The sequence below is a fragment of the Nocardioides sp. TF02-7 genome (genome assembly GCF_022437945.1).
Classification (GTDB): Bacteria; Actinomycetota; Actinomycetes; order Propionibacteriales; family Nocardioidaceae; genus Nocardioides.
In genome coordinates this window covers 2,505,272-2,530,736 of record NZ_CP092535.1, presented here as the reverse complement: position 1 = coordinate 2,530,736, position 25,465 = coordinate 2,505,272, and the positions used below count along the sequence as shown (strand labels likewise).

Sequence of the window (25,465 nt, the reverse complement as noted above, 5' to 3'; positions counted from 1 at the left end):
GAGCGCGTTCATCGGCCAGCGGCGCGCGAGCAGCTGGTAGTAGACCTCGGAGGGCCCGAGGGCCCGCACCCCGGACCCGGTCAGCACGTCAGGCCGCCGTCGACGACCAGCGTCTGGCCGGTGATCCAGTCGTTGCGGTCGTCGACGAGGAACTGCACCGCCCGCGCGATGTCGTCCGGCTCGCCGAGGCGGCCCGCGGGCGTGCGCCGCACGATCTGGCCGAGCTGCCCCTCGTCGAGCCCGTGGCTCATCTCGGTGCGCAGGTAGCCGGACGCGATGCTGTTGACGGTGATCCTCCGCGACCCGACCTCCCGGGCCAGGGCGCGGGTGAACCCGTCGAGCCCGGCCTTGGTGGCGCCGTAGACCGTCAGCCCCCGGTAGCCGGTCAGCCCGGTGATCGAGGAGATGTTGACGATCCGCCCGCCGCCGTGGGCGAGCATGTTGCGCACGACCAGCTTGGAGACGTGGAAGGTCGCCTTGAGGTTGAGGTCGACGACCGTGTCGGCGTCGTCGTCGGAGAACAGCGCCAGCAGGCCGTCCCTGGCGACGCCGGCGTTGTTGACGAGCACGTCGACCGAGCCCCAGCGGGCGACGACCTCCTTGACGAACCGGGTCGTCTGCTCGCGGTCGGCGATGTCGGCGCCGACGAAGAGGAACCGCCCCTCGTACGCCGGGTCCGCGCTCCAGGCGCGGACGGCGTCGGTCTCCGAGCGGGCACAGGTGGCGACCCGGTCGCCCGAGTCGAGGAACGACTGGACGATGCCGGCGCCGAGGCCCCGGCTACCGCCGGTGACGACGACGGTGCGCTGCCGCCCCGGCAGCGGCTCCGGCTGCTCCGCGGTCATGCCGCAGCGGCATAGAACGCGACGATCTCGCCCACGGTCTCCGGCATCTCGCCCGCGCTGAACGGGTCGGAGCCGAACTCGTCCTCGAGGGTCGCCGAGAGCTCGGCGGTCTCGAGCGAGTCGAGGCCGAGGCCCTCCTCGCCGTGGAGCGTCGTCCCGGCGTCGACCGTCACGCCGGTCCGGTCCCAGCCCTCGAGCAGCGACCCGATGATCTTCAGGACCGAGTTCTGGACGTCGTCCATGGAATGAGCCTCCTGTGTTCGGGGGCGGACACTAGCAGCGGGCGGAGGAGCCGGTGGCTCATCCGCCGTACCGCTGCCAGCGGTAGCCCCAGTCGTTGATCTTGATCGGCGCCAGCCGCCGCGCCGGCACGCCGCCGGCCAGGTTCTCCGCCTTGAGCTCCTGGCGCGTCCACACCGTCGAACCCGCGGCGAGCAGCGCCCCCTCCCCGATCACGGCACCGGCGAGCAGGGTGCAGTTGGTCGAGACGACCGAGCCCTTCTCGAGCTCGACCGGCTCGACGATCACGCCGCCGTCGTGCGGGTCGAAGACGTGGGTCAGCACGGTGGACCGCATGCCCGTCAGCCAGCAGTCCTCGCCGAGCACCAGCCCGCCGCTGCAGTCGATGACGTGCATGGTCATGATCCGCGAGTGCGCGCCCATCCGCAGGGTGCGCGCGACATCGTTGCGCTCCGCGCCCGGGTCGGTGGGCAGGGTGATGCCCGAGGTGATCAGGTTGAGGTAGTTGATGCGCGCACCGACGCCCATCTCGACCCGGTCGATGCCGCCGATGACGTTGAAGTTGCCGATCGCGGTGCCCTCGGCCAGCTCGAACCGGCCGACGCTCTTCACCAGGTTGATCCCGAGGTAGGCCGTGGGGTGGATCGAGTGCCCCAGCAGGTTGAGCACCCGGACCTTCAGCCGCTTGAACGGCAGCAGGAAGGCCAGGGTGGTGAGGAGGTTCCGCACACGGCGCATGACCCGTCAACGGCCCGGACCGACCCGGGGTTACAGGGATGACCAGGATCCGCGCAGCGGTGCGGTGCAGGTCACGCGGGTGCCACACTTCCGCCCATGCTGCAGACGCTCGCCGAGGACCTCCGCGCCTCCGTCGACGCCGGTCGCCGGACCGGCCCCCGGTTCTGGGTCTACCTGCTCGGCCGCTCCGCGATCTCCCCCGCAGGTGCACGCCCTCGTCCTGTTCCGGCTGGGGTCGTCGTTGCGCGGCACCCCGCTGTGGCCGCTGGCCTACCTGCTCAAGTCGCTCGGGATCGTCTGGGCGGGCGCCGACATCCACCCCAAGGCACAGATCGGGCCGGGCTTCGTGCTGGCGCACGGCCCCGGCGTCACCATCGGCGCCGACGTCCGCGCCGGGCGCAACCTGCGCGTCAACAGCGGCACCAACATCGGCGCGATGCGGATGACCGAGCCGCTGGACCCCAGCCGGCCGACGTACATCGGCGACAACGTCTTCGTCGGCGCCAACGCGATGATCCTCCAGGACTGCCACATCGGCGACGGCGCCGTCGTGGGCGCCAATTCCGTCGTCACCAGGGACGTCGCCCCGCTCACCGTCGTCTCCGGCATCCCGGCCAAGCCGGTGCGCACGCTGGACAAGCCGTTCCTCGGCCGCCAGGAGTGAGCGAACCGCCCCCGACCGCCGTCCGCTCGGATAGCCTCCGGTGGTCCGCGACCGAGAGGAGGGCACCGTGCCCGGGTTCCCCGGCCTGCCGAGCCTGTCCCTGCGCCAGCTGAGCGAGGCCCCCGTCGCGCGGCAGGTCTTCCGCCGGCTGCGCCACGAGCAGGACCAGCTGCGCGCCGCGATCGGCCGGCTCGAGGTGCACCTGATGGACGTGCGGCCGCGGCCCACCCGGCTCGCGGACGCCGAGTTCAGCGTCTTCTCCCAGTACGGCGAGGACGGGATCATCCAGCACCTGGTGCGGGAGGCGAAGGTCGAGCACACGACGTTCGTCGAGATCGGCACCGGCGACTACAGCGAGTCCAACACCCGGTTCCTCGTCGAGAACGACAACTGGCGCGGCCTCGCGGTCAACGGCGGCGACGACCACGTCCGGTTCGTCGCGAGCTCGGGGCTGGGCTGGCGGCACGACGTCGAGCCGGTCAGCGCGTTCGTCACCCGCGACAACGTCGACGCGCTGATCAGCGACCACGGGCTGACCGGTCCGATCGGCCTGCTGTCGATGGACGTCGACGGCGTCGACTACTGGCTGCTCGACGCGATCACCGTCGTGGAGCCGACGATCCTCGTCGCCGAGTACAACGCGCTGTTCGGGCCCGACGCCCGGGTGACCGTGCCCTACGACCCCGCGTTCGTGAACACCGAGGCGCACTGGTCGGCGACCTACTTCGGCGCGTCGCTGGGCGCGCTCGTCCACCTCGCGACCAGCCGCGGCTACCGCTTCGTCGGCTGCTCCAGCAACGGCGTCAACGCGTTCTTCGTCAAGGACGAGGCCGCCGGCGACCTCCCCGCGCTGACGGCCCGGGAGGGCTTCCGCGAGGGGCGCTACCTGACCGCCCGCAACCGGGACGGCTCGCCGGCCCGGATGCGCGGCGTCGGCGACCGGCTGCGGGTCATCGCCGACCTCCCGCTGGTCGACGTGACCAACGGCGAGCAGCGGCCGGTCGCCGAGGCCGTCCCGGTCTGGGACGACGCCCGCTGATGGTCTCCCGCGTCGGGCACCTGGCGCGCCGGGCCCGCGGCCTCGGCCTGCAGGCGAGCGGCATCACCCGGCTCACCGCCGGCCTGGCCACCGGGCGGGTGCGGGAGCTGTGGATCGGCGACTCCCACTCCGTGCTGCTCAACACCGAGCGGTTCCCGCTCTGGATGGGCTCGGTCGGCGAGGGCCGGTTCGTCTGGCACCTCGGCCCCCGGATCCTCCACTCGATCGCCACCAACGGCTTCCCGCCGGTCGTCGAGCGGGTCGCCGACCGGCTGCGCCGGCTCCCGGCGTCGCGCCGGCTGACGTGCTTCTTCGTCTTCGGCGAGATCGACGTGCGCTGCCACCTCGGCCCGCGGGTGGCGGCGGGGATCGACGACGCCTTCGTGACGGCGTACGTCGACCGCGCGGTCGCGCTCGCCGACCGGTTGGGTGCCGCGCGGGTCGTGATCGTGACGCCGACCCCGCCCAGCGACCACATCGCCGACCACGTCATGTTCCCGATCGCCGGCGACGTCGCCCAGCGCACCGCCGCCCACCGGTGGCTCAGCGACGCGCTCGTCGACGCGGTGCCCGCCGGCGACCCCCGGGTCGGCGTGCTCGACCTCCGCGCCGCGCTCGCCGACGAGGACGGCCGACTGCCGGAGGCCCTGACCTACGACGGGTGCCACACCAACGACGCCGGACGGGCCGCCGTACGACGGTTGGTCCGCGACCACCTGAGCAGCAGCGCCCCCGGGGCGCCGAGGAGGACAGCACGATGAGCGAGCAGGACGCGTCGGCCTGCCCGGCCTGCGAGTCGCGGTCGGTGAGCCGCGGGCCGGCCTCGCGCCGCAACCAGCACGTCGTCGTGCGGTGCCGCTCGTGCGGCGCCTGCTGGCTGGTGGGCGCGCCCGCGCCGCCGCCCACCTTCACCCTCGAGGACCTGCCCGAGGACTACGTCGACACCTGGGTCGACAACAAGCGCGAGTCGGTCGGCACCGGCGAGTGGGAGCGGCAGCTGCGCTGGCTGCGCGAGGAGCTGCGCGGGGTCGAGCGGCCGCGGGTCTACGACGTCGGCGCCGGCGACGGCGAGTTCCTCGCGCTGGCGCGCGACCGGTTCGGCTTCGACGTCGGCGGCAACGACATCCTCGAGGGCGCGATCCTCGTCGCCAAGCGTCGCTACGGCATCGACCTCGACCTCGGCGACCTCGGCGCGCTGCCGGACCTGCCGAGGGCCGACGCGGTCACCATGTGGTGCGTGCTCGCCCACACCGCCGACGGCCCGTCGATGGTCGCCGGCGCCGCGGACCTGCTCGGACCGGGCGGCATCCTGTTCCTCCAGACGCCGCACCGCACGCTGGCCGACCTCGCCTTCATCGGCGCCAAGACCGTGACCGGCGGCCGGGTGACCCGCCTGTCGGACCGGCGGCTCGCCGGCCACCACCGGATCCTGCACACCCGGCGGAGCATCACCGCGCTCCTCGAGCGGCACGGGTTCACCGACGTGGAGGTCACCCCGCAGGCGCGGTACTCGCTGTCGTCGGAGGCCTACCTCGCCTCGCTGCGCACCCCGCAGTGGGCGCTGCGACCGGCGGCCCGGGTGATGGACGCGGCCGTCACCGGCCCGCTCGCGCCGCGGATCGTGCTCGACGTCCGGGCCCGCAAGCGCGGCTGACCGCCGCCCGGGGAGCCGGGCCGGGAGCCCGGGCCCGGTCAGCGGGCGACGAGCCGGCGAACGACCTTCCAGACAAGCGGCTGGGTGATGACCCGGCGGACGACCTTGCGCAGCCACAGCGGCCGCACGACCTGCTTGGCGATCCGCGACAGCCGCCCGTCGATCCGCAGCAGCACCAGCTCGAGCTCGGTCTCCACGTCGCGGTCGAGGGCGACCTCCGGCGGGTGCACGAGCGGGAACGGCATCTGCTGGGCGGGCCGCGGCTGCCGGTTGGCGCGGGTGTGCGTGGCGTCGGGCCCGAACCCGTCGTTCTCGACGAGGTAGAGCGACGGCGTCACGCACAGCCCGCCCTGGGAGATGATCGTGACCCACAGGTGGTGGTCCCAGCCGTAGTGGTCGCCGTCGGGGGTCTGCGAGACCTTGAGGAAGTGCCGTCGCCCGGCCTCGGTCGTCAGCGCACCCGGCGCGGGCGGGGCGGGCTCGGTGCGCACCGCGTCGGCGGTCCGCGGCGTCGCGCCGGCGCGCTCCGCGGCACCCGCGTGGTCGCGGGGGAAGACCGCCCGGTGCCGCTTCCAGCGGTCGCCCCAGGTCGCCCACCCCCAGACGCTCGCCCAGGTGCTGAACGCATAGCTGCGGCCCTTGAAGTACTCCTGCGGCACCAGCTTCTTGTCGCCCGCGACGAACCAGACCCGGTCGTCGTCGGCGTAGCGGTCGAGGAGCTCCTCGCAGAACCGGAAGAACGACGGGTCGGGGATGCAGTCGTCTTCGAAGACGATCGCCCGGTCGACGTGGTCGAAGACCCAGTCGAGCCCCAGCTCGACGTTGGCCTCCAGCCCGATGTTGGACTCGGCGTACCGCTTCTCGACCGTGCACTCCCAGTCGATGCCGTCGATGATCGCGCGCACGGCGGCGCACTTGTCGACGTCCTCGGCGTTGCCGGGGCGGGGGCCGTCAGCGACCACGAACACCCGGCTCGGCCGCACCTCCCGCCAGGCGTCGATCACCCGCTGGGTGACGCGCGGGCGGTTGAACGCGATCAGGACGACGGGGACGTCGGGGTCGTCAGCGGCCACGAGCAGCTCCTCGGCGGTCGGTGAGGCGGGAGGCGACACGCGTCGCCCGGACGGCGGCACGGCTGTGGAGGGCGCGCCGCGCCACGGCCCGCAGCCGCGGGTCGGTGACCAGGCGGCGGGCCAGCTCGGTGGCGGGGCCGCCGACCCGGCTGAGCAGCAGCTCGAGCTCGCGCTCGACCTCCACGTCGAGCTCGACGGCGGCCGGGTGGCGCAGCGGCATCGGCATCGGCCGCGCGGGGGTCGGTCTCGCGCTCGTAGACGCCGTGGGTCGCGCCGGCACCGAACCCGATGTTCTGCACCATGTTGACCGCCGGCGTCGCCGCGAGGCCGCCCTCGGTGAGCATCGTGATCCACCACTGCTTGTCCCAGCCGTGGCGCACGACGTCGTCGGACACCGCGGCCTCGGCGAAGTGCCGCCGGCCGCCGCGGGTGACCAGCAGCTCGGGGCGGGGCGCCGCCGGCACCGCGCGCACCGGCGCGTCGCCGCCGGGACCGCGGTGGTCGCGCGGGAACGCCGCGCGGTGGCGCTGCCACCGGTCGGCCCAGGTCGCCCAGCCCCAGACGCTCGCCCAGGACGCGAACCGGTAGCCGTCGTCGCCGAAGAGGGAGGCCGGCACACCGTGGCTGTTGCCCGCGACCTGCCAGACCCGCAGGTCGTCGCGGTAGCGGTCGAGCAGCTCGGCCGCGTAGGCGAAGAACGTCGGGTCGGCCACGCAGTCGTCCTCGAGCACGATCGCCCGGTCGACCTGGCCGAAGACCCAGTCGAGGCCGGTCTCCACGTTGCCCTCGCAGCCCAGGTTGGTGTCGCTGAACCGGCGCGCCACGTCGCACGGCCAGTCGACGTCGTCCATCACCGCGCGCACCTGCGCGCAGAGGGCGGCGTCGTCGGGGCGGTCGGGGCGCGGTCCGTCGGCGACCAGGAACAGCCGCTCGGGCCGGGCGACGCGGATCGCGTCGAGCGTGCGCCGGGTGTGCTCCGGCCGGTTGAAGCCGACGAGGACGACGGCCGTCACCGGGCGGTCCCCGCGGTCGCCGGTGGACCGGGGGCGCGGGCCCCGCTGTCGGTGTCGCCCCGGGTCGCGAGCGCGATCGCGGGCAGGATCGCCAGCCCCATCGGCAGCAGCATGGTGCGGTCGGTGAGCCCCGGCACGGCGGGTCCGATGATGACGAAGACCCAGGCCAGGTAGGCCAGCCGGCGCTCGGGGTGGCTGCTCAGCAGCGGTCGGGCGAGCACGTAGAGCAGCACGAGGTAGGCGACGCCGCCGAGGATCCCGACCGCGATCACCACCTCGAGGTAGAGGTTGTGGATCTCGCCGAGGGCGATGGTGAGGCCGTGGCCGAGGAACGGCGCCTCGCTGAACAGCCGTTGCCCCTCGTCGAGCGCGTCCTGGCGGACGCTGTCGGACGCCTGGGCGGTCGCGTCGCCGAGCAGCCGGCTGATCGACGACCCCTCGCCGCTGGCCTCGACGACGAACGGCAGGAACGCCACGCCGAGGCCGGCCGCGGCCGCCAGCAGCATCGCGAGCACCGCCGACCGCTCCACCGCCGGCACGAGCAGCGCCAGCGCCACCACGACGACCGTCGCCGCGCGGCTGCCGCTCATCAGCACCGAGGCGCCGCTGGCCAGCACGACCAGCAGCAGCGCGGCACGCGCCCAGTTGTTGCGGTACTTCGGCCACAGGTAGAGGAAGATCGCGATGCAGACGGTGCCCGCGATGCCGAACGCGTTGGGGTGGTGCGTGAGCCCGTCGTACCGGTTGATGATGAGCGGGCCCTCGAGGAGCGCGTAGGCGATGCTGGCCATGTGGCCGGCCAGGTAGGACCACAGCAGGAACTGCACGACGCCGGGCCCGGGCCCCCAGAGGGCGATCACGATCGGCAGCATGCCGATGCACATCAGCCACAGCGTCAGGATCAGGATGCTCTCGAACGGCGACGGGTTGGCCGCCGCGCCGCGCAGTCCGAGGGCGAGCAGCACGCCGAGGGCCACGAGGAACGCCGCCGGCAGCCGTACCTGGCGGGTGAACAGCTCCGGCAGGAGCAGCACGACGCCGACGACGAGCAGCAGGTCGGTCGGCGTCGCGGGCAGGTCGGGGAGCAGCCCGCGGTACATCGGGGCTGTGGCGAAGGCGCCGGCGATGGCGAGGGTGCCGACCCGCTCGCGGCCGAGGACCGCCAGCAGGAACACGCCGACAGCGACGACCAGCGCGGCCACCGCGGCGACCAGCCCCCGGGTCGCCACGAACGCGAGCGCGGCGGCGACCGCTGCGAGTGCCGCGGTCACGACACCCCGCTCCATCGAGATCACCTGCCCAGCAGTCGCGTCATCTGCTCGATGTCGGCGTCGACCATCAGCTCCGCCAGCGCCTTGGCGTCGGTGCGGGCCTCCCAGCCGAGCACCTCGCGCGCCTTCGAGGCGTCGCCGATGAGCGCGTCGACCTCGGTGGGCCGCTCGTAGGCCTTGTCGTAGCGGACGTGGTCCTCCCAGCTGAGGCCGGCGGCCGCGAACGCGTACTCGCAGAACTGCCGCACCGTGGTGCCGGTGCCGGTGGCGAGCACGTAGTCCTGCGGCTCGTCGTGCTGCAGCATCCGCCACATGCCCTCGACGTACTCCGGGGCGTAGCCCCAGTCGCGCACCGCCTCGAGGTTGCCGAGGTTGAGGTGGTCGGTGATCCCGAGCTTGACCGAGGCCACGCCGAGGGTGATCTTGCGGGTCACGAAGCTCTCGCCCCGGCGGGGCGACTCGTGGTTGAAGAGGATCCCGGAGACGGCGAACAGGTCGTAGGCCTCGCGGTAGTTGACCGTGACCCAGTGCGAGTACAGCTTGGCTGCGCCGTACGGCGACCGCGGGTAGAACGCCGTGCCCTCGTGCTGCGGCGGCGGCGTCGCGCCGAACATCTCCGACGTCGACGCCTGGTAGAACCGGCAGTCGAGACGGGCCGCGCGGATCGCCTCGAGCAGCCGCAGCGTGCCGACGGCGTCGGTCGACGCGGTGTACTCCGGCAGCTCGAACGAGACCTTCACGTGGCTCTGCGCCCCGAGGTTGTAGACCTCGTGCGGCGTGATGTCGCGGATCTGGTTGCCGAGGCTGACGCCGTCGGTGAGGTCGCCGTAGTGCAGGTGGAGGTCGGCGTTGCCGTGCAGGTGGTCGATCCGGCTGCGGTTGAGCGTCGACGAGCGGCGCACCAGGCCGTGCACCTCGTAGCCCTTGCCGAGGAGGAGCTCGGCGAGGTAGGAGCCGTCCTGACCGGTGATGCCGGTGATCAGCGCGCGCTTTGCCACGGGGGCACAGTAGCGGTCGGGAGCGGCTTCCGAGGCCGGTGGCCGATATCGTCCGCGTCGTGCATCTGGTGGTCGACGCGGTCGCGGTTCAGGAGGGCAGTGCGGGCATCGTCGTCGAGCACCTGCTCGCCGGCTGGACGGAGCTGGCACCCGCCGACCGGGTCACCGTGCTGGCGCCCCCGGCCGGTCCGGCGTTCCGGGTGCCGGCCGGGGTCGCGGTCGAGACGCTGACCGCGCCGCTGCCGGGGCCGGCGGGCCGGCTGTGGCTGCGCTCGGTGGCCGTACGCCGCGCAGCGCGCCGGCTGCGGGCGGACGCGGTGCTCTCCGGCGTGCCCGCCAGCGGCCTGCTCGGCACCCGCTGCCCGCGCGGGATCATCCTCTACGACCTGCGCCACGAGCTGCGGCCGCACCAGTTCTCCCGTGCCACCCGCCTCGCCCGGCGGGTCTCGTGGGGGTGGAGCATGGCGAGCGCCGACGGGATCTTCACGATCTCCGAGCGCACCCTCGGCGACCTCCGGCGGCGCCACCCGCGGCACGCCGGCAAGGCCCGCGCCGCCGTGCTCGGCTCCGACCACGCGCTGGCCTGGCCGCCGGCCGATCCCGCTCGGCCGGAGGAACCGCCGTACGCGCTGGCGTTCGGGCACTTCGCCAACAAGAACGCCGACGCGGTGATCGCCGGCTGGGCGGCGTTCTGCCGCACCGACGACCGGTGGCACCTGCGGCTGGTCGGCATGGGGGCCGCCGACCGGGCGGCGGCCGAGGAGCAGGTCGCGCGGCTCGGCGTCGCCGACCGGGTGACGCTGATGCCGTGGCTCGACGACGAGGCGTTCGCCCGGTGCTTCACCGGCGCCGGTCTGGTGGTGTTCCCGTCGGACTTCGAGGGGTTCGGGCTGCCCGCCGCGGAGGCGTCTGCGGCTCGGGATCCCGACGGTGGTGTCGGCCGACCCGGCGCTCGCGGAGGTCACCGGCGGCCACGCCGCGACCGCCCGGTCGGTGGCCGCCGCCGACCTCGCGGCGGCGTACGCCGCGGCGATCGCGCTGACGCCGGAGCAGCTGGCCGCCGGCCGCCGGTTCGCCGAGGACTTCACCTGGCGCCGCACGGCCGCGGTCGTCCGCGACGGCCTGACCTGAGCGCGGCTGCCGGGCCCGGTCAGCGCGGGAACAGGTAGCCGACCGCCTCCGCGACGCCGGTGCGGAGCCGGTGGAGGTCGGCCGCCACCATGTGCCCGATGAGCGCCGGCAGCTCCGTGGTCGCGCGCCAGCCCAGCGCCCGGGCGGCGGGCTCCGGGTCGGCGACCAGCACCGGGGTGTCGGCCGGCCGCACCAGCGCCGGGTCCTGCTCGACGTAGCGGTCGGGGTCGTCGAGGCCCGCCGCGGCGAACGCCGTCGCCACCAGGTCGCGCAGCGAGTGCGGCCGGCCGGTGCCGACCGGCAGGTCCACCGGCTCGGGCAGGCCGGTCATCAGCCGCATCGCCTCGACGTACTCCCCGGCGAAGCCCCAGTCGCGCACCACGTCGAGGCTGCCCAGCACCAGCCGGTCCGCCCTGCCGAGCGCGATCTCCGCGACGCCGCGGGTGATCTTGCGGCTCACGAACGTCACGGCCCGCACCGGGCTCTCGTGGATGTGCAGCCGGGCGATGCTCGCGTGCAGGCCCGCGGACTCGCGCGCGTCGCGCACCGCCTCCTCGGCCGCGGCCTTGGACCGCGCGTAGGGACTGGCGGTCGCGTCGCCGGCGACCTCGGCGGAGGACGCCTGGAACAGCCGCACCTCCCTGCCGGTGCCCGCCGCTGCGCGACCAGGGTCTCGACGAGGACCTCCACCGCACGCTGGTTGACGGCGAACGTCAGCTCCGGCTCCGACCAGCTGCGGCCCACCGAGCTCATCGCCGCCAGGTTGTAGACCTCGTCCGGGGCGACGGCGAGCACCAGGTCGCGCAACGCGTCCGCGTCGCGCAGGTCGACCTCGACGACCTCGACGCCGGTCAGGTAGGGCCGCCGCTCGGCGAGCGCCGTGCTGCCCGGCGACGCGGTGCCGACCACGCGGACGCCGTCGGCCACGAGCGAGCGGGCGAGGTAGACGCCGTCCTGCCCGGTCACACCGGTCACCAGCGCGGTCGCAGGCCGGCGGTCGGTCACGCGGCACAGCGTACGGGCGGCGGCTCCGTGACGAACCGCTTCCCACCTCGTTGACGACCACGACCGGGGGAACTGTCAATCGAAGGGAGTCCCATGTCCGCGAAGTCCGTCGACGTGCTGGTCGCCGGGGGCGGCGGCTTCATCGGAGGTCACCTCGTGGCCGACCTGCGTGCCCAGGGCAAGACCGTCCGGGCCGTGGACGTGAAGCCCTTCGACGAGTGGTACCAGGTGCACGAGGGCGTCGAGAACGTCCAGGCCGACCTGTCGCTGCTCGACAACGCCCGCGCCGCCACCGACGGCGCCGGCGAGGTGTTCATGCTCGCCGCCGACATGGGCGGGATGGGCTTCATCGAGAACAACCGCGCGCTCTGCATGCTGTCGGTGCTGACGTCGACCCACATGCTGCAGGCGTCGCAGGAGAACGGCGTCGAGCGCTACTTCTACTCCTCCTCCGCCTGCGTCTACGCCGCGGAGAAGCAGACCGACACCGCCGTCACCGCGCTCCGCGAGGAGGACGCCTACCCGGCGATGCCCGAGGACGGCTACGGCTGGGAGAAGCTGTTCAGCGAGCGGATGTGCCGCCACTTCGCCGAGGACTTCGGCATGGTCACGCGCGTGGCCCGCTACCACAACGTCTACGGCCCGGAGGGCACGTGGGACGGCGGGCGCGAGAAGGCGCCGGCCGCGGTGTGCCGCAAGATCGCGATCGCCGCGATCACCGGCGACCACGAGATCGAGATCTGGGGCGACGGCGAGCAGACCCGCTCGTTCATGTACATCGACGACTGCGTGCGCGGCTCGCAGATGATCCTCGCCGGCGACCACGCCGAGCCGATCAACCTCGGCTCCTCCGAGCTGGTCTCGATCAACCAGCTGGTCGACATCGTCGAGGAGATCGCCGGCATCACCTGCAAGCGCAACTACAAGCTCGACGCCCCGCAGGGCGTGCGCGGCCGCAACTCCGACAACACCCGGATCCGCGAGGTCTACGGCTGGGGAGCCGTCGATCTCGCTCCGCGAGGGCATGGCGCGCACCTACGAGTGGGTCTACGAGCAGGTCAAGCGCGCCCAGTGAGCGAAGTGGTGTAACTCAGTGTTCGGTGCACTACCCGGGTGCTGTGGCACGTCAGAGCACCCGGGGAGTCGCACGAACACTGAGTTACAGCACCGTCACCGCATCCTGATGGCGAGGTGGCCGTAGAAGTACGACGCGTGCGCGAGCACGTCGTAGTCGCGCCGGTAGGCCGAGCAGTAGTCGGCGAGGGCGCTGAACTCGTTGAGCACCGAGGCGAACTCGTCGAACACCACGATCGAGCCCGGCGTGAGGATCCGGTCGCACTGGGTGAGCACGAAGAGCGTCGAGGAGTAGATGTCGGCGTCGCAGTGCACGACCAGCTGCCCCTGCGGCTCGAACTTGTCGAGGAACGGCGGCAGCGTGTCCTGGAACCAGCCGACCTCGAACGACACCCGCGGGTCGTCGACCTGCGGCGCCTGCCCGCCGACGTCGAACACGTCGGCGTCGACGCGGCGCACGACCTGCTCCCAGTGCTCTGGCAGCCCCTCGAAGGAGTCGAAGCCGACGAAGCGCGCGTCGGGGTGGGCCACCAGCCGCGACCACTCGCGGATCGACTTGCCCTTGTGGACGCCGAACTCGAGGTAGTCGACCGGTCCGTCGAGGTGGGTGTCGACGAGGTGGGCGTACATCTGCTCGCGGGTCTCGAAGCCCGGGCGGTCGGCGGCACCCCGTTCCTTCGCCCAGGTGCCGATCCTCGGCAGCTGCTGGAGGGTCTCCAGCTTGCGGCTGTCGACACCCCACCGTGCGACGGCGGACTGCACCCGCCAGCGGACCGGATACCCCATGTTGACTCCTGGCGGCCTGCGGCCATCCGCGGCGCCCCCACACCAGGGGCGCGTTCCCGGCGGCACCGTACAGGCCGGGAGTGCCGCGCGGCCACCGTTCCGCGCGGTCTGGATCGTGGCCGCGGACCCGGCTCAGCCGCCGGCGAACGGCGGGAGGAACTCGACCGTGTCCCCCGGCCGCACCTGCACCGCCGCGGGGTCGAGGGCCGAGACCGGGCGGTCGCCGACGAGCACCGAGCAGACCTTGATCACGTCCTCGAGGCGCGACCCCGCGTGCCGGCGTACGACGTCGGCGCGGAGCTCGCTGAGCGTCACGGGTCCCGTGACCTCCACCACGTCCTCAGCGGTGCCGGCCGCGGCGCGCGCGGCCGCCCAGTAGCGGACCCGGACGACGCCCGTCTCATCCATCGCCTTCTCCTCTTCCGTGTTCACGCCACGTTTCGCTATCGTCCCCCCACGGAAAAACTCGGCCGGAGCCCAGCGTTGCGTTTCGGTCTCTCGACGGCACCAGGGCCCCGACCCGTGCCAGCAAGGAGACCCGGATGAGCACCCTCCTGCTCCTCACCAGCGCGTTGCAACCCTCCGCCGAGGTGCTGCCCGGTCTCGCGCTCCTCGGCCACCAGGTGAAGATCCTGCCCGCCGAGGGCAGCGCGCTGCTCGAGGCGCCCGAGTCCGACCTGGTGCTCGTCGACGGCCGGCAGGACCTCGCCGGCTCGCGCGACCTCTGCCGGCTGATCCGCACCACCGGCACCGACGTACCGGTGCTGCTGGTCGTCACCGAGGGCGGCCTCGCCGTGGTCGCGCCCGACTGGGGCATGGACGACGTCGTGCTCCACACCTGCGGGCCCGCCGAGCTCGAGGCCCGCATCAAGCTCGCGATCGGCCGGCTCGCCGCCGCCCGCGACGCGGCGGACCCCGAGGCGCACGTCATCCGCTCCGGCGAGGTCGTCGTCGACGACGCGACCTACACCGCCAAGGTCGGCGGTCGCCCGCTCGACCTGACCTTCAAGGAGTTCGAGCTGCTGAAGTTCCTGGCCCAGCACCCGGGCCGGGTCTTCTCGCGGCAGCAGCTGCTGCAGGAGGTGTGGGGCTACGACTACTTCGGCGGCACCCGCACCGTCGACGTGCACGTGCGGCGGCTGCGCGCCAAGCTCGGCCCCGAGAACGAGACGCTGATCGGCACCGTGCGCAACGTCGGCTACCGCTTCGTGCTGCCGGCCAAGGACACGGGCACTGACGCCGGCACTGAGGCCGGCGCTGGCTCCGGCGGCGACACCGGCGGCCGGGCGGCCGAGGCCACCGGCGGGACCGCCCGCGGCTCGGCGCGCTGACGCGGGGCGTTAGCGTCGCGGGATGCCTCAACAGCCTGACGACAACCGCGTCCGTGCCGTCGTCGACCTCGTCGACGAGGTGCGCGGCGCCTGCCGTGAGCACGACGGTCAGGACCCGGTCGACGAGTCCGTGCACCTGCGGCTCAAGAACCACGGACTGGCCGGGACCGCCCACTGGACCGAGCGGTCGAGTGACCACACGGGGGCCGGCTTCGCGCTGCGCCACGACGGCGCGCTCGACCTCGCCGTCGCACCGGCCGCCCGCGGGGCGGGGATGGGTGGGCGGCTGGCGGCGGAGGCGTGCGCCGAGCCCGGACCGCTGACCGCGTGGTCGCACGGTGACCACCCGGCGGCCGCGGTGCTCGCCGACCGGCTCGGCTTCCGGCGTACGCGGGAGCTGTGGGTGCTGCGCCGGCCCGCGGTCGCGCCGCTGCCGCCGCTGGAGGTCCCGGCCGGGGTCACCGTGCGCGACTTCGGCCACGCCGACGCCGAGGCGCTGCTGGCGGTGAACGCGGCGGCGTTCGCCGACCACCCCGAGCAGGGCGCGATGTCGCAGGCCGACCTCGAGGAGCGGATGGCGGAGCCGTGGTTCGACCCCGCGGGGCTGCTGCTCGCGGTCGACGACGACGGCGGCCTGCTCGGCTTCCACTGGACCAAGCGGCACGACGCCGCCAACGGCGAGGTGTACGTCGTCGGGATCGCGCCGGAGGCCCAGGGTCGTGGCCTCGGGCGGGTCCTGACGCTCGCCGGGCTCCACCACCTCGCGAGCCGCGGGGTCGCCGAGGTGCACCTCTACGTCGAGTCCGACAACGAGCCCGCCGTGCGGCTCTACACCGGCCTCGGGTTCACGCACGAGCGCACCGACACGCACGTGCAGTACCGCAGGGACGGGTGACCTGCCCGGCCGCACTGGCCGGCGCCACGTCCCACCTGCCGCAAGAGCCGCCTGAAACCCTTTCGTGCGGATAGCATCGACCCTCATGAGCTCGGTCCCCGACGACGAGTCCGCGCCCGAGGGCCGCGCGCTCGACGGCCCCGCGCCGCGGGCGCGGTCGGATCGGGCTGCCGTGGCGCCGCCGCAACGACGACGCCCCCGCGGTCGCCGAGCTCGACCCCGACGACGTCGAGGCGTTCCTCCGGCGCAGCGTCGCGGACGACGGTCGGCCGGGCGACAGGAATGCCGGGGCCGCCGGCGGTGAGGATGCCGACGGTGCGGATGCCGCTGCCGGTGGGGCGGACGAGCCGGGCGGCCGGGCCGACGACATCGCCGGGCGGGTGGCCAGCCGGCCGCGCGGGCCGCAGCAGGACTACGACGACGCCGCGCCCGAGGACGACGACGTGGACTGGGCCGCGATCGTGGCGCCGGCCTACCCCTCGTCGACCGGCGGGCGACACCTCTCCCCCGTCGACACCGACCGCGTGGACCCGACGGGTCCCCCGGACCCGCTGGACCGGTTGCGTCCGGACGCCGGTGAGGAGGCGGGCGCGGCGGACGCCGGTGCCGGTGCGGCCGACGCGGTGACCGACGACATCGACGCGGCGCGCAAGGTGATCGCCGACGCGCTCGACCTCGGCTTCGCCGAGCCGCTGCCCGGCGAACCGCAGCGCAAGCTCTGGCCGCGGCGGCGCGGCGACACGGTCGTGCCGCGGGCGGCGACGGCCTCCGGTGGGGCCGGTGGATCGGGCGGCTCTGTGGCGTCCGACGGGTCCGGCGGGGTTGCCGGGTCTGACGGGGCGGTCGCGCAGGACGGGTCGGTCGACGCCGCGCACACCGAGGCGGTGGCGGCGCTCGCCGCCCAGTTGCGGCGCGACGCGGAGATGGCCGCGGCCGAGCAGGCGGCGGAGCGGATCGTGGCCGAGGAGGCCGCCCAACGGGCGGCCCAGGCCCGCGAGGAGGCCGACCGGCTCGCCGAGGAGCAGGCGGCGCTCGCCGCCGAGGCCCACCAGGCGCGGGTCGGGGCCGAGGAGATCGCCCGGCGCGCGGCGGAGGCGCGCGAGGAGGCCGAGCGGGCGGCGCAGGAGCGCGCCGAGCTCGCCGACGCCGAGACGGTGCGCCGCGAGGAGGCCGAGCGCAACGCGCAGGAGCAGGCCGCCCGGGCCGCGGCCGCGCACGCGGAGCGGCTGGAGGCCGAGGCCTCACGCCCGCGACCAGGCCGCCCGCGCCGCCGAGACGGCCGCCGCCCGGCAGGAGGCCGAGGCGCGGGCCGAGGAGTTCGCCGTGCTCGCACGGCAGGCGCACGAGGAGCGGGCCGCGGCCGAGGAGCGGGCGCGAGCGCTCGCCGAGGCCGCCGCGGCGACCGCGGCCGAGCACGCGGAGTTCGCGCGGCGGATGCTCGAGGAGCGCGAGGCCACCGAGCGCAGCTCCGCCGAGATCGCGGCCGCCCGGGCGGCCGCGGAGGAGTCGGCCCGGCAGCAGGCGGCGCTCGCGCAGCAGGCGTTCCAGGCGGCGCAGGCCGCGGAGGAGCGGGCCCGGCAGCTGGCCGAGGAGGCGGCGTCGGCGGCCACCGTGCACGGCGCCCGCACCCAGGAGGCCGTCGAGCAGCGGGCCGCGGCGGAGGCCGCCGCCACCGAGCACGCGCGACTCGCCCGGGAGGCGCACGAGGCGCGCCAGGCCGCCGAGACCGCCGCGCAGGAGCAGGCAGAGCTCGCGCGGCTCGCCCTGGAGACCGCCGAGGCCGCCGAGCTCCGGGCGCAGGAGATCGCCGCCCGGGCCGAGGAGCAGGTGTCGGCCCGGCTCGCCGCCGACGAGTCCGCCGCGCAGCAGGCGCGGGCGGCCGAGGCGGCGCACCAGGCGCGGCTCCTCGCCGAGGAGGCTGCGCGCGAGCAGCTCGAGATCGCCCGCGAGGCGCAGGCCGCCGCCGTCGCCGCCCAGGAGTCGGCCGCGGCGCTGGCCGAGGAGAAGATGGCGGCCACCCAGGCCCTCGCCGAGGCCGAGCAGATCGCGGCCGAGGCCAACCGGTCCCGCGCCGACGCAGAGGAGCGGGCACGTCAGGCCCTCACCGAGCTTGAGCGGTCGGCCCGGGCACAGCAGGCCGCGCTCGCCGCCGTGCAGGCCGACCTGCTCCGCACCGAGCAGCAGGCCCTCGAGCACGCGCAGGCACGCGCCGCCGCCGAGCAGGCCGCGGCCGACGCCGCCCGGGCCCGCGCGGAGGCCGAGGAGGCCGCCGCCGAGCAGGCCCGGGCGCGAGCGGAGGCCGAGGGCCGCGCCGCCGAGCTCGCCCGCCTCGTCGCCGAGGCCCGGGAGCGCGCCGGCGCCGAGCGGGCCGCCGCCGAGGAGGCGATGGCCCGGGCCGAGGCGCAGATGCGCGCGGCCGAGGAGGCCCGCCGGGCGGTCGAGGAGCGGACCTCCGCACAGGCTGCCGCGGCAGCGGCAGCCGGCGCCGGCGTCGAGCCGGTCGTCGAGCCCGTCGTCGAGCCCGTCGGTGGCGGCACCACGGCCGAGTCCCTGCTCGACCGCTGGGCGAGCAGCGCTGCGGCCCGGCCGCTCGCGCCCGCCGGCGACGCCCCGACCGACGATGATCCCGTCGCGCCCGAGGTGGCCGCCACGGAAGCCGATGTCGCACCCGCCGAGGCTGCCGAGCCCGAGGTCGCGCCGATCGACCCCAGCGGCGCCGAGTCGCTGCTCGACCGCTGGGCCGGCCTCACCGCGCGCCGCCCCCGCGCCGGTCGCGGACGACCACCGCGAAGCCCCGGTGACGGTCGAGGTGGAGCCGCTCCCCGAGCTGGTGGACGAACCGGTCGTGGCGACGGACGACGCGCCCGACGAGGGCCCTGCCGACGATGACCCGGTCGTCGACGAAATGGTGGACGGCGAGCTGGTCGCGGAGGAGCTAGTCGCGGAGGACCTGGTCGACGAGGAGCCGGCCGCCGAGCAGCAGGACGACGTCGAGCTGCTCGACGAGGACCTGCTGGCCGAGGACCTGCTCGCCGACGAGGAGGAGCTGGTCGAGGACGACGACCTTCTCGCCGACGACGTCGACGAGCTGGACGCGGGCGAGCTGGACGCGGGCGAGCTGGACGCGGGCGCGCTGGACGCCGACGAGCCCGACGTGGACGAGCCCCCCGCGGAGGAGCCCGACGTGGTCGCCGAGACGGCACCGGTCGACCTCCGCAAGGACGAGGTAGCCGGAGAGGTCGAGGAGCCGGCAGGCGACGAGGTCGAGCCGGAGCCCCAGCCCCAGCCGGTGGCGGCGCCCGCCGCGGCGGCCGGACGGACGCCGTACACGGCGCGGCGCGGCAACGCCGGCCTGGCGCCGATCGCGATCCTCGTCGCGCTGGCGTGTGCCGCGGTGGTCGGCCGGATGGCGTACCTCGGCACGCTGCGCGACGACATCGGCCTCAGCGCGACGCTGAGCGGTGTGACCGCGGTGCTGCTGATGTACGCGATGCGCGCCACCAGCGCGTCGCGGCGGGTCCACCTCGACGAACACGGCGTGCTGAAGGTGACCTTCGGGGAGAACCAGCACACGTTCGACCTGACCAGCCCGAGCACCCGTCTGGAGCAGGTCGGCACCCCCGGCCAGCGCGGCTGGAAGGTGCTGATCCTCCGCCGCAGCATGTCGCCGGTCACGATCGACTCCCGCACCGTCGACCCGCGCACCTTCGTCGAGGCCCTGCGGCAGTGGCGCCCCGAGCTCTGACCCGACGAGCGCGTGCTGCGGCGTGTGCCGCCGTCGTCCTCGTCGGCGCACTGTCGGCGTGCAGCGATGATCCTGACCAGGGAAGCGACGGACCGTCGGCGTGCCAGACGGTCGAGACCGACAGCGGTCCACACGAGCTGATGACGGAGATCAACCGGTCACGTACGTTCCGGGACGGACGCGTCGAGGCCTGCGACTGACCCGGTCACCTTCGACGGGCAGACGTGGAACGTGCCGTTCGTGCGCGCGGACATTGCGGTTCGTGACCCGAGCCAGTCCATGAGTGGGTAGGTCACCCGCGCTGGTTCCGCAGCGCTTCGACCAGTGCCGCGCGCACGATGATGTGGGGCGGCGGCGGCAGCTCCTCCAGGCTGAACCAGGCCAGACCGTCGTGCTCCTCAGGTGCGAGGTTCTCCGGCGCACCGTGCCAGTCACCCACGAGCCAGGCACTCAGAAGGACCGGCTTCCCTGCCGGCCTCACGATCTGTCGGCACAGACGCCTCGCCGTTCCGGTCGCGATCTGGACGCCGAGCTCCTCCTGCAGCTCTCGAGCAAGTGAGGCCACATCGGACTCGCCATGCTCCACGAGACCGCCGGGCAAGTCCCACACGCCCGGGTCGGCGCGCTCGTCCGTCCGTCGATGCACCAGCAGGACTCGACGTTCGTCGATCAACGCGCCGAGTGCGGCCGTGTGCATGGGTCAACCACGGCACGGACGACCGACAACCGCGGAGCGGTCCCGGGCGAACCGCCCGCTCGCGGCGCCCAGCCGGCGCGTCGGGGCACTGCGATCGGCGAAGAGCTGCCGAGCGGCGTCGAGGAGCGAGAGAGCCCAGCAGTCGTCCACAGGCGAAATCCGGGTTGGAGTTCTCCACAACCCGCGTGGTTGAGCGGGATTCTCGGCCGGGTGGTGTCGGTGGCGGGTGCTTGGATAAGGGCATGTTCGAAGGCTCCTCCACCCCCGGCGCACCGACCGGGCTGCACCCGATCCAGGCGTGCGCCCGGCAGGTGGGCGCGGCACTCGACCGGGTGGCCGGGGTGGAGGCGACGTTCATGCCCACCGAGGCGAAGGCGGCGGTGATCACCGAGCTGCACCGGGCCGAGCAGCGGCTCAAGGCGCTGCGGTTGAAGGTCATGGCCGCCTCCTCCGACGTGGCCAGCGAGAACGCCGCCGCGGACGTGGCGTCGTGGTTGGCCCACGAGGTCAACGCCGACCTCCGCGACGCCCGGGCCGACCAACGCCTCGCCAAGGCACTCGACGACCGGTTCCCCGTCGTGGCCGCGGCGTTCGCCGACGGCCGGGTAAGTGAGGAGCAGGCGTGGGTGATCGTCCGCGCCGTCGACGCGCTCCCCAAACGGGTCGGAACCCAGGTCAAGGCCGACGCCGAGGAGACCCTGGTCGACTGCGCCGCCCAGTTCACCCCCACCCAGCTCCGCATCCTCGGCCGCCACATCCTGCACGTCGTCGCACCCGAGATCGCCGACGAAGAGGACGCGAAGAAGCTGGCCGAGGAAGAAGCCACCGCCGAGGAACGGTCCCGGCTCTCGATCCGCGACCTCGGCGACGGCACCTCGCGGATCTCCGGCATCATCCCCACCCCCGCGGCGAAACGGTTGGACACCTACCTCGACGCCCTCACCTCACCGCGCCACCGCGGCCCCGACACCGTCGAGGACGAGACCCAGACGACCGAGTCTGGTGCAGCCGGTGAGGCGGAGCCGTTGGAGCCGACCACCACCGAGCTCCCCGACGGGGCCGAGGTCATCGGGTGTCACGAGGAGGGCGACCGGATCCCCTACCCCAAGAAGCGCGCCCTGGCGTTCTGCACCCTTCTGGAGCGGCTCGACCCCGACCGGCTCCCCGAGCACGGCGGGGACGCCACCACCGTCCTCGTCACGGTGACGTTGGAGGATCTGCGTTCCGAGCTCGGTGTCGCCGGGCTCGTCGAACCCGATCTCGAACACGGACCGAACATCACCGCCGCCGAAGCCCGACGTCTGGCCTGCAACGCCGGCATCATCCCCGTCGTCCTCGGCGCCGACAGCGAGGTCCTCGACCTCGGCCGCACCCGACGCCTCTTCACCCCAGCCCAGCGGAAGCTGATCCGAGTCCGCGACAAACACTGTCGCGCCAAAGGCTGCCGAGTGAAACCACAGTGGTGCGAGATCCACCACCTCCACCCCTGGCGCAACGGCGGCCAGACCAACCCCGACAACGGGGTCTGCCTGTGCGCCTACCACCACCGCCTCATCGAGAACCCGGCCTATGAGCACCGACGCCTGCCCGACGGCGACCTCCTCATCACCAAACGACGAACCTGACCCCCGCCCCGCGGGGCGCCGGAACCTCCACGACCGCCTCTCCTAGACCGCGACCACAAGGGTCGACCCGAAGCAACCCGGCGGCGACCCGCGGGCCGCAACCAGGTGCCTCGACCCCCGCGGCGAGCGCCCACGCCCGGCCGTTCGTCCCCACCGCGACCCACGACGACCCGCCAGACGCTTAGCGTGCGCTCCACCGGCACCAGGTGCCGGCGCAGCGCACCCCAACGAGCTGTCCTCTTCTCGACGGCCCCTCTCTCGACCCCGGCCACAGGGGTCGACCCGAGGCAACCCGGCAGCCACCCGCGGGTCGCAACCAGGTGCCTCGACCCCCGCGGCGAGCGCCCACCCCTGGCCGTTCGTCCCCACCACGACCCACGACCACCCGCACGCCCCCCGACGACAGCGACCCCAGGCCACCAGATGCTTAGCGTGCGCTCCACCGGCACCAGGTGCCAGCCCAGCGCACCCCAAGACCCGCTCACAACCTCGCTGACCGCCGCGTCGACGACGTCGTGCCGTGCCCGTCGTGGCGGACGAGACCGCCCGGGTGACCCGCCGGGACCTCGTTGCAGCGCAGGCGAACGCCGTCGATGTCCGCGCGGTGCGGGCGCTCCTTGCGCGGCTGCCTCCCCCTCTACCCGGACGACGTAGGCGCGCGGAAGGTCGCTGTGACCGGCGCTTGCAGCAGGCCGCCGACGGCGTCGCACAGGAAGCCGCCGACGTCGCTCCACGGGGGTGGCTCGCCCGAGGCCTGGGACCGTTCCTCGATCTCGGCGCAGGTGGCGCTGACGAGGTGCACCGTCATCCGCGCGCGCGCCTCGACGACGCCGCGGTCGAGGTGGGCGAGGCGGCTCGTGACCGATGCGACGATGCGCGCGGGGGTGTGGAACTCGACACCGCTGGCACGCATCAGCTCCGTGGTCGCCGGGTCGTTCAGGGCCTGCCGCAGGAAGCGCGCCCGCCACGAGGGAGTGGGCAGCGTGGCGAGCGTGTCGGTCAGCGGGATGACCAGTGCCCGGACGTCGCCCAACACCGAGTCGGACTGCGCGAACATCCGCTGCCGCGCGGGCTCGACCGCTTCGTGGTGGCGTTCGAGCAGCGCCTCCACCAAGCCGGCGCGTCCGCCGAAGTAGTACCGGACCGCCGAGTGGTTGCTGTTGCCGGCCGCCTCCGCGATCTGGCGGTCCGACACCGTCGGGACGCCCCGCTCGGCGAAGAGCCGCTCGGCGGCGTCGAGGAGCGGCAACCGGGCGTCCGGACGCGGCATGACTCCCCCTCTCGCGGCTCGAGTTCCCCGGAGCCTAACGTTTCCACGATTTAAGCCACTTGCCTTATTATGAAGGTACGTCGCCCGGCTCGGGCGCGACGACCGACCGCGGCGGGTTCGACCGCCCAGCAGCAGACAGAGGACTTGCCACGATGAACGACCCCGCGGGCACGAACGCGCCGCCTGGACCGGAGACCGAGCAGGGGGAAGTACCCGCCGCCGCCACCGGAGACGCCGGCCGAGCGCAAGGGGCGGATGGTCGCGCTGTTCGTGATGCCGTTCCTGATCGTGACGATGATGTACGCGACCTACATGGGGACCATGCACGACCCGCAGCCGAGGGACCTCCCGGTCGCGGTGGTCGGGGAGGGCCCGGAGGTCGACCGGTTCGCCGGCGCGCTCGAGGCCGAGTCCGACGGTGCGCTCGAGGTTCGCCGCCTGGACGATCGCGGTGAGGTCGAGGAGCTGATCCGGGAGCAGGAGATCGCCGGCGCGATCGAGATCCCGACGCAGGGGGCGACGGCGACCGTCTACCACGCGATGGCCGGCGGAGCGTCCCAGGCGACCCTGGTCGACCGGGAGCTCGGCGCGGCGGCGGTGGCGGAGTCCTGGCAGGTCGAGACCGTCGACGTCGAGCCGCTGCCGGAGGGGGACGGCTCGGGAACCATGGTGCTGTTCGCCGCCATGGGCATGATGCTGGCCGGCTACGTCCCGTTGAGCGCGATGCTGCTCGGCACGCCGAACCTGCTCCGTGTCCGACGCTTCCTGCCGATCGCGGTGGGCTGGGGTGCGCTGACGAGCTCGCTGATCTGGCTGATCCTCGGGCCGGTGGTCGGCGCCGTCGACGGGCACTACCCGCTGTTCTTGGGAGTCGGCACGTTGGCGGTCACCGCGGTCGGTACGGCGCAGCTGCTGTTCACCAAGGTGATGGGTCCGTTCGCGGTGCTCCTCGGGATGCTGTTGTGGGTCATCTTCGGCGTGCCCTCGTCCGACCTCGCCCTCTCGGTGCACGCCATGCCCGGGTTCCTGCAGTGGCTGCACGACGTGCTGCCCCTGCCCGCAGCCGGACAGGCCCTCCGGTCGGCGATCTACTTCGACGGCGCCGGGTTCTGGGGCCACGTGCTCCCCCTCGTCGCGTGGCTGGTCGCGGCCGCTGGTCTCGCGGCGCTCAAGGAGCGCCGCTCCGGGACGCTGATCGTCGGCGGCCCCCTCTACACCGAGCCGGACGCCCCGCTCCCGGCGTTGTCAGGCGGCCCGGTGGCGCCGTACCGCCGCCGCGTGGCCGCCGTGGCGCTCTTCCCGCTCGGCATCGTGGTCACGGTCGTCACCTTGATGAGCCTGTCGATGCACCAGCCCGACATCGACGACATGCCGGTCGCCGTGGTCGGCCCTGCCGACTCCGCGGGCGAGGTCGTCGACCAGCTCGAGCCCGGGCTCGGCGACTACCTCGACCTCGAGGTGGTCGCCTCGGAGGATGAGGCGACCGACCTCGTGCGCAGCCAGGAGCTGGTCGCGGCCTACGTCCTGCCGACCGAGCCGGGCGAGCGCCCCACCCTGGTCACCGCCGCCGGCGCGGGAGCCACGCAGCAGTCGACGGTGACCCAGATGTTCAGCGCCGTGGCGGCGGAGGGCGACACGGAGATCGCCACCGAGGACATCGCGCCGCTGACCGACGACGACACCGCCGGCAGCAACAGCCTGTACGTCGGGATGGGCTGGATCATGGCCGGCTTCCTGTTCTTCGCCGTCATGCGCGGCGGGGCGCCCGACCTCACCCGCACCCGCCAGCTGATGCCGCTCGTCGCCGGCTGGTCGTTCGGCATCTCGGTGTGGCTGTGGTTCCTCTTCGACGTGATCATCGGCGCGGTCAACGGACACGCGCTCGAGCTGATCGGGTACGGCACGTTGACCGTCTTCGCCGTCGCCTGGGCAAGCGCGACCCTCATCCGCGTCGGCGGGCTCGGGGCGCTGATCCCGGTGATGATCGTGGTGATGCTGGCAGGCGTCCCCGCCTCGGGCGGCGGGATGTCGATCTACATGGTCCCTGACTTCTTCCGCCCCCTGGCCGACGTACTGCCCCTGCCCGCTGCGGTGGACCTGGCCCGGTCGATCACCTACCTCGACGGGACCGGCATCGGCGGGAACCTGCTCGTCATCGCGCTGTGGGGGGTGGGCGGGCTCCTCGTCAACCTCCTCCTCGTCGACCGGTGGCTCAACCGGAGCGGCGCGCGCCCGCACGCTCCTCTGGGCCCTCGGCACCTGCCCGAGCGCGGGAAGAAGTCGACCGACGGCGCGGTGCCGGCGACCGCGGGCCCGGGCGGGTGAGCACGCTCGGGCGACGCTGACCCACGCTCCCGCCCGACTGCGAAGA

25 protein-coding genes and 1 pseudogene are annotated in these 25,465 nt (G+C 73.8%); 12 read left to right on the top strand and 14 right to left on the bottom strand.

Features of this window, described 5'->3' with window-relative positions:
* Positions 1-80: 80 nt before the first annotated feature.
* Genes MF408_RS13045 through MF408_RS13035 form a run of 3 tightly spaced genes read right to left on the bottom strand, consistent with a single transcriptional unit; the run spans position 81 to position 1,823 of the window.
* Complete coding sequence (locus MF408_RS13045) at positions 81-845, bottom strand: 3-oxoacyl-ACP reductase family protein (RefSeq protein ID WP_240248060.1); 765 nt, start codon at positions 843-845, stop codon at positions 81-83.
* Positions 842-1,087 carry a phosphopantetheine-binding protein gene (locus MF408_RS13040; RefSeq protein WP_240248059.1) on the bottom strand — a complete coding sequence of 82 codons (246 nt, stop codon included), beginning with the start codon at positions 1,085-1,087 and terminating at the stop codon, positions 842-844. The genes MF408_RS13045 and MF408_RS13040 overlap by 4 nt, the downstream gene beginning before the upstream one ends.
* A 58-nt stretch (positions 1,088-1,145) precedes the next feature.
* Entirely contained in the window at positions 1,146-1,823 is a 678-nt protein-coding gene (locus MF408_RS13035) for a hypothetical protein (protein ID WP_240248058.1), read from the bottom strand.
* 205 nt (positions 1,824-2,028) lie between these two features.
* Between MF408_RS13035 and MF408_RS13030 the strand changes: the two genes are divergently transcribed.
* The 4 genes from MF408_RS13030 (at position 2,029) to MF408_RS13015 (ending at position 5,180) form a co-directional block, all read left to right on the top strand.
* Complete coding sequence (locus MF408_RS13030; RefSeq protein WP_240248057.1) at positions 2,029-2,487, top strand: DapH/DapD/GlmU-related protein; 459 nt, start codon at positions 2,029-2,031, stop codon at positions 2,485-2,487.
* A 67-nt stretch (positions 2,488-2,554) separates the two neighbouring features.
* Positions 2,555-3,526, top strand: a complete 972-nt coding sequence (locus MF408_RS13025) for a hypothetical protein (protein ID WP_240248056.1) — start codon at positions 2,555-2,557, stop codon at positions 3,524-3,526.
* On the top strand, positions 3,526-4,287 hold the full coding sequence (locus MF408_RS13020) for an SGNH/GDSL hydrolase family protein (protein ID WP_240248055.1): 762 nt from the start codon (positions 3,526-3,528) through the stop codon (positions 4,285-4,287). Before MF408_RS13025 ends, MF408_RS13020 begins: the two co-directional genes overlap by 1 nt.
* Positions 4,284-5,180 carry a class I SAM-dependent methyltransferase gene (locus MF408_RS13015; RefSeq protein WP_240248054.1) on the top strand — a complete coding sequence of 299 codons (897 nt, stop codon included), beginning with the start codon at positions 4,284-4,286 and terminating at the stop codon, positions 5,178-5,180. Before MF408_RS13020 ends, MF408_RS13015 begins: the two co-directional genes overlap by 4 nt.
* Positions 5,181-5,218: 38 nt before the next feature.
* Here MF408_RS13015 and MF408_RS13010 read toward each other — a convergent pair whose 3' ends face one another.
* The 4 genes from MF408_RS13010 to gmd are packed head-to-tail and all read right to left on the bottom strand — an operon-like array spanning position 5,219 to position 9,535.
* Positions 5,219-6,253 (bottom strand): hypothetical protein, encoded by a 1,035-nt coding sequence (locus MF408_RS13010; protein ID WP_240248053.1) that lies wholly within the window; start codon positions 6,251-6,253, stop codon positions 5,219-5,221.
* On the bottom strand, positions 6,217-7,266 hold the full coding sequence (locus MF408_RS13005; protein WP_240248052.1) for a hypothetical protein: 1,050 nt from the start codon (positions 7,264-7,266) through the stop codon (positions 6,217-6,219). The genes MF408_RS13010 and MF408_RS13005 overlap by 37 nt, the downstream gene beginning before the upstream one ends.
* The gene (locus MF408_RS13000) at positions 7,263-8,552 is read right to left on the bottom strand and encodes an O-antigen ligase family protein (RefSeq protein WP_240248051.1); all 1,290 of its coding nucleotides are present in this window, start codon (positions 8,550-8,552) and stop codon (positions 7,263-7,265) included. Before MF408_RS13000 ends, MF408_RS13005 begins: the two co-directional genes overlap by 4 nt.
* Before the next feature lie 5 nt (positions 8,553-8,557).
* Complete coding sequence (gene gmd / locus MF408_RS12995; protein ID WP_240248050.1) at positions 8,558-9,535, bottom strand: GDP-mannose 4,6-dehydratase; 978 nt, start codon at positions 9,533-9,535, stop codon at positions 8,558-8,560.
* A 59-nt stretch (positions 9,536-9,594) separates the two neighbouring features.
* On the opposite strand from gmd, the gene MF408_RS12990 reads away from it, so the two are divergent.
* A complete protein-coding gene (locus MF408_RS12990; RefSeq protein WP_240248049.1) occupies positions 9,595-10,704 on the top strand; it encodes a glycosyltransferase in 1,110 nt (369 codons plus the stop codon).
* Here MF408_RS12990 and MF408_RS12985 read toward each other — a convergent pair.
* Both MF408_RS12985 and MF408_RS25420 read right to left on the bottom strand, forming a co-directional pair.
* A complete protein-coding gene (locus tag MF408_RS12985) occupies positions 10,686-11,303 on the bottom strand; it encodes a GDP-mannose 4,6-dehydratase (protein ID WP_275693156.1) in 618 nt (205 codons plus the stop codon). The genes MF408_RS12990 and MF408_RS12985 overlap by 19 nt on opposite strands.
* 32 nt (positions 11,304-11,335) lie before the next feature.
* A pseudogene (locus MF408_RS25420) lies at positions 11,336-11,641 on the bottom strand (GDP-mannose 4,6-dehydratase); the annotation flags it as partial.
* A gap of 123 nt (positions 11,642-11,764) precedes the next feature.
* Between MF408_RS25420 and MF408_RS12980 the strand changes: the two are divergent.
* On the top strand, positions 11,765-12,760 hold the full coding sequence (locus tag MF408_RS12980) for an NAD-dependent epimerase/dehydratase family protein (protein WP_240248048.1): 996 nt from the start codon (positions 11,765-11,767) through the stop codon (positions 12,758-12,760).
* Between the two features lie 81 nt (positions 12,761-12,841).
* Here the strand turns inward: MF408_RS12980 and MF408_RS12975 are convergent, their stop codons facing one another.
* Both MF408_RS12975 and MF408_RS12970 read right to left on the bottom strand, forming a co-directional pair.
* Positions 12,842-13,531: a class I SAM-dependent methyltransferase gene (locus MF408_RS12975; protein ID WP_240248047.1), complete on the bottom strand. Its 690-nt coding sequence runs from the start codon at positions 13,529-13,531 to the stop codon at positions 12,842-12,844.
* Positions 13,532-13,663: 132 nt separating this feature from the next.
* Positions 13,664-13,939 (bottom strand): MoaD/ThiS family protein, encoded by a 276-nt coding sequence (locus tag MF408_RS12970; RefSeq protein ID WP_240248046.1) that lies wholly within the window; start codon positions 13,937-13,939, stop codon positions 13,664-13,666.
* Between the two features lie 134 nt (positions 13,940-14,073).
* Between MF408_RS12970 and MF408_RS12965 the strand changes: the two genes are divergently transcribed.
* Together MF408_RS12965 and mshD are read left to right on the top strand one after the other, a co-directional pair.
* On the top strand, positions 14,074-14,862 hold the full coding sequence (locus MF408_RS12965; protein WP_240248045.1) for a response regulator transcription factor: 789 nt from the start codon (positions 14,074-14,076) through the stop codon (positions 14,860-14,862).
* A 22-nt stretch (positions 14,863-14,884) separates the two neighbouring features.
* Positions 14,885-15,757 (top strand): mycothiol synthase, encoded by an 873-nt coding sequence (gene mshD, locus MF408_RS12960; protein WP_240248044.1) that lies wholly within the window; start codon positions 14,885-14,887, stop codon positions 15,755-15,757.
* 83 nt (positions 15,758-15,840) lie between these two features.
* Here mshD and MF408_RS12955 read toward each other — a convergent pair whose 3' ends face one another.
* On the bottom strand, positions 15,841-16,974 hold the full coding sequence (locus MF408_RS12955) for a hypothetical protein (RefSeq protein WP_240248043.1): 1,134 nt from the start codon (positions 16,972-16,974) through the stop codon (positions 15,841-15,843).
* A 106-nt stretch (positions 16,975-17,080) separates the two neighbouring features.
* Between MF408_RS12955 and MF408_RS12950 the strand changes: the two genes are divergently transcribed.
* Both MF408_RS12950 and MF408_RS12945 read left to right on the top strand, forming a co-directional pair.
* A complete protein-coding gene (locus MF408_RS12950) occupies positions 17,081-18,646 on the top strand; it encodes a hypothetical protein (RefSeq protein WP_240248042.1) in 1,566 nt (521 codons plus the stop codon).
* The gene (locus MF408_RS12945) at positions 18,603-19,502 is read left to right on the top strand and encodes a hypothetical protein (RefSeq protein WP_240248041.1); all 900 of its coding nucleotides are present in this window, start codon (positions 18,603-18,605) and stop codon (positions 19,500-19,502) included. Before MF408_RS12950 ends, MF408_RS12945 begins: the two co-directional genes overlap by 44 nt.
* Positions 19,503-19,794: 292 nt before the next feature.
* On the opposite strand, the gene MF408_RS12940 is transcribed toward MF408_RS12945, so the two are convergent.
* Positions 19,795-20,199, bottom strand: coding sequence for an NUDIX domain-containing protein (locus MF408_RS12940; RefSeq protein WP_240248040.1), 405 nt, complete (start codon positions 20,197-20,199; stop codon positions 19,795-19,797).
* 242 nt (positions 20,200-20,441) lie between these two features.
* Here MF408_RS12940 and MF408_RS12935 point away from each other — a divergent pair, with 242 nt between their 5' ends.
* A complete protein-coding gene (locus tag MF408_RS12935) occupies positions 20,442-21,824 on the top strand; it encodes an HNH endonuclease signature motif containing protein (RefSeq protein ID WP_240248039.1) in 1,383 nt (460 codons plus the stop codon).
* A gap of 637 nt (positions 21,825-22,461) precedes the next feature.
* Here MF408_RS12935 and MF408_RS12930 read toward each other — a convergent pair.
* Positions 22,462-23,094, bottom strand: a complete 633-nt coding sequence (locus MF408_RS12930) for a TetR/AcrR family transcriptional regulator (RefSeq protein WP_240248038.1) — start codon at positions 23,092-23,094, stop codon at positions 22,462-22,464.
* A 255-nt stretch (positions 23,095-23,349) separates the two neighbouring features.
* Between MF408_RS12930 and MF408_RS12925 the strand changes: the two genes are divergently transcribed.
* A complete protein-coding gene (locus MF408_RS12925; RefSeq protein WP_240248037.1) occupies positions 23,350-25,419 on the top strand; it encodes an ABC transporter permease in 2,070 nt (689 codons plus the stop codon).
* Positions 25,420-25,465 lie beyond the last annotated feature (46 nt).

What these genes read in the sequence shown, in the direction of transcription:
- MF408_RS13045 (WP_240248060.1), bottom strand. Translation starts at nt 845, where the DNA reads ATGACCGCGGAGCAGCCGGAGCCGCTGCCGGGGCGGCAGCGCACCGTC.
- MF408_RS13040 (WP_240248059.1), bottom strand. Translation starts at nt 1,087, where the DNA reads ATGGACGACGTCCAGAACTCGGTCCTGAAGATCATCGGGTCGCTGCTC.
- MF408_RS13035 (WP_240248058.1), bottom strand. Translation starts at nt 1,823, where the DNA reads ATGCGCCGTGTGCGGAACCTCCTCACCACCCTGGCCTTCCTGCTGCCG.
- MF408_RS13020 (WP_240248055.1), top strand. Translation starts at nt 3,526, where the DNA reads ATGGTCTCCCGCGTCGGGCACCTGGCGCGCCGGGCCCGCGGCCTCGGC.
- MF408_RS13015 (WP_240248054.1), top strand. Translation starts at nt 4,284, where the DNA reads ATGAGCGAGCAGGACGCGTCGGCCTGCCCGGCCTGCGAGTCGCGGTCG.
- MF408_RS13000 (WP_240248051.1), bottom strand. Translation starts at nt 8,552, where the DNA reads ATGGAGCGGGGTGTCGTGACCGCGGCACTCGCAGCGGTCGCCGCCGCG.
- MF408_RS12980 (WP_240248048.1), top strand. Translation starts at nt 11,765, where the DNA reads ATGTCCGCGAAGTCCGTCGACGTGCTGGTCGCCGGGGGCGGCGGCTTC.
- MF408_RS12975 (WP_240248047.1), bottom strand. Translation starts at nt 13,531, where the DNA reads ATGGGGTATCCGGTCCGCTGGCGGGTGCAGTCCGCCGTCGCACGGTGG.
- MF408_RS12970 (WP_240248046.1), bottom strand. Translation starts at nt 13,939, where the DNA reads ATGGATGAGACGGGCGTCGTCCGGGTCCGCTACTGGGCGGCCGCGCGC.
- MF408_RS12965 (WP_240248045.1), top strand. Translation starts at nt 14,074, where the DNA reads ATGAGCACCCTCCTGCTCCTCACCAGCGCGTTGCAACCCTCCGCCGAG.
- mshD (WP_240248044.1), top strand. Translation starts at nt 14,885, where the DNA reads ATGCCTCAACAGCCTGACGACAACCGCGTCCGTGCCGTCGTCGACCTC.
- MF408_RS12940 (WP_240248040.1), bottom strand. Translation starts at nt 20,199, where the DNA reads ATGCACACGGCCGCACTCGGCGCGTTGATCGACGAACGTCGAGTCCTG.
- MF408_RS12935 (WP_240248039.1), top strand. Translation starts at nt 20,442, where the DNA reads ATGTTCGAAGGCTCCTCCACCCCCGGCGCACCGACCGGGCTGCACCCG.
- MF408_RS12930 (WP_240248038.1), bottom strand. Translation starts at nt 23,094, where the DNA reads ATGCCGCGTCCGGACGCCCGGTTGCCGCTCCTCGACGCCGCCGAGCGG.
- MF408_RS12925 (WP_240248037.1), top strand. Translation starts at nt 23,350, where the DNA reads ATGGTCGCGCTGTTCGTGATGCCGTTCCTGATCGTGACGATGATGTAC.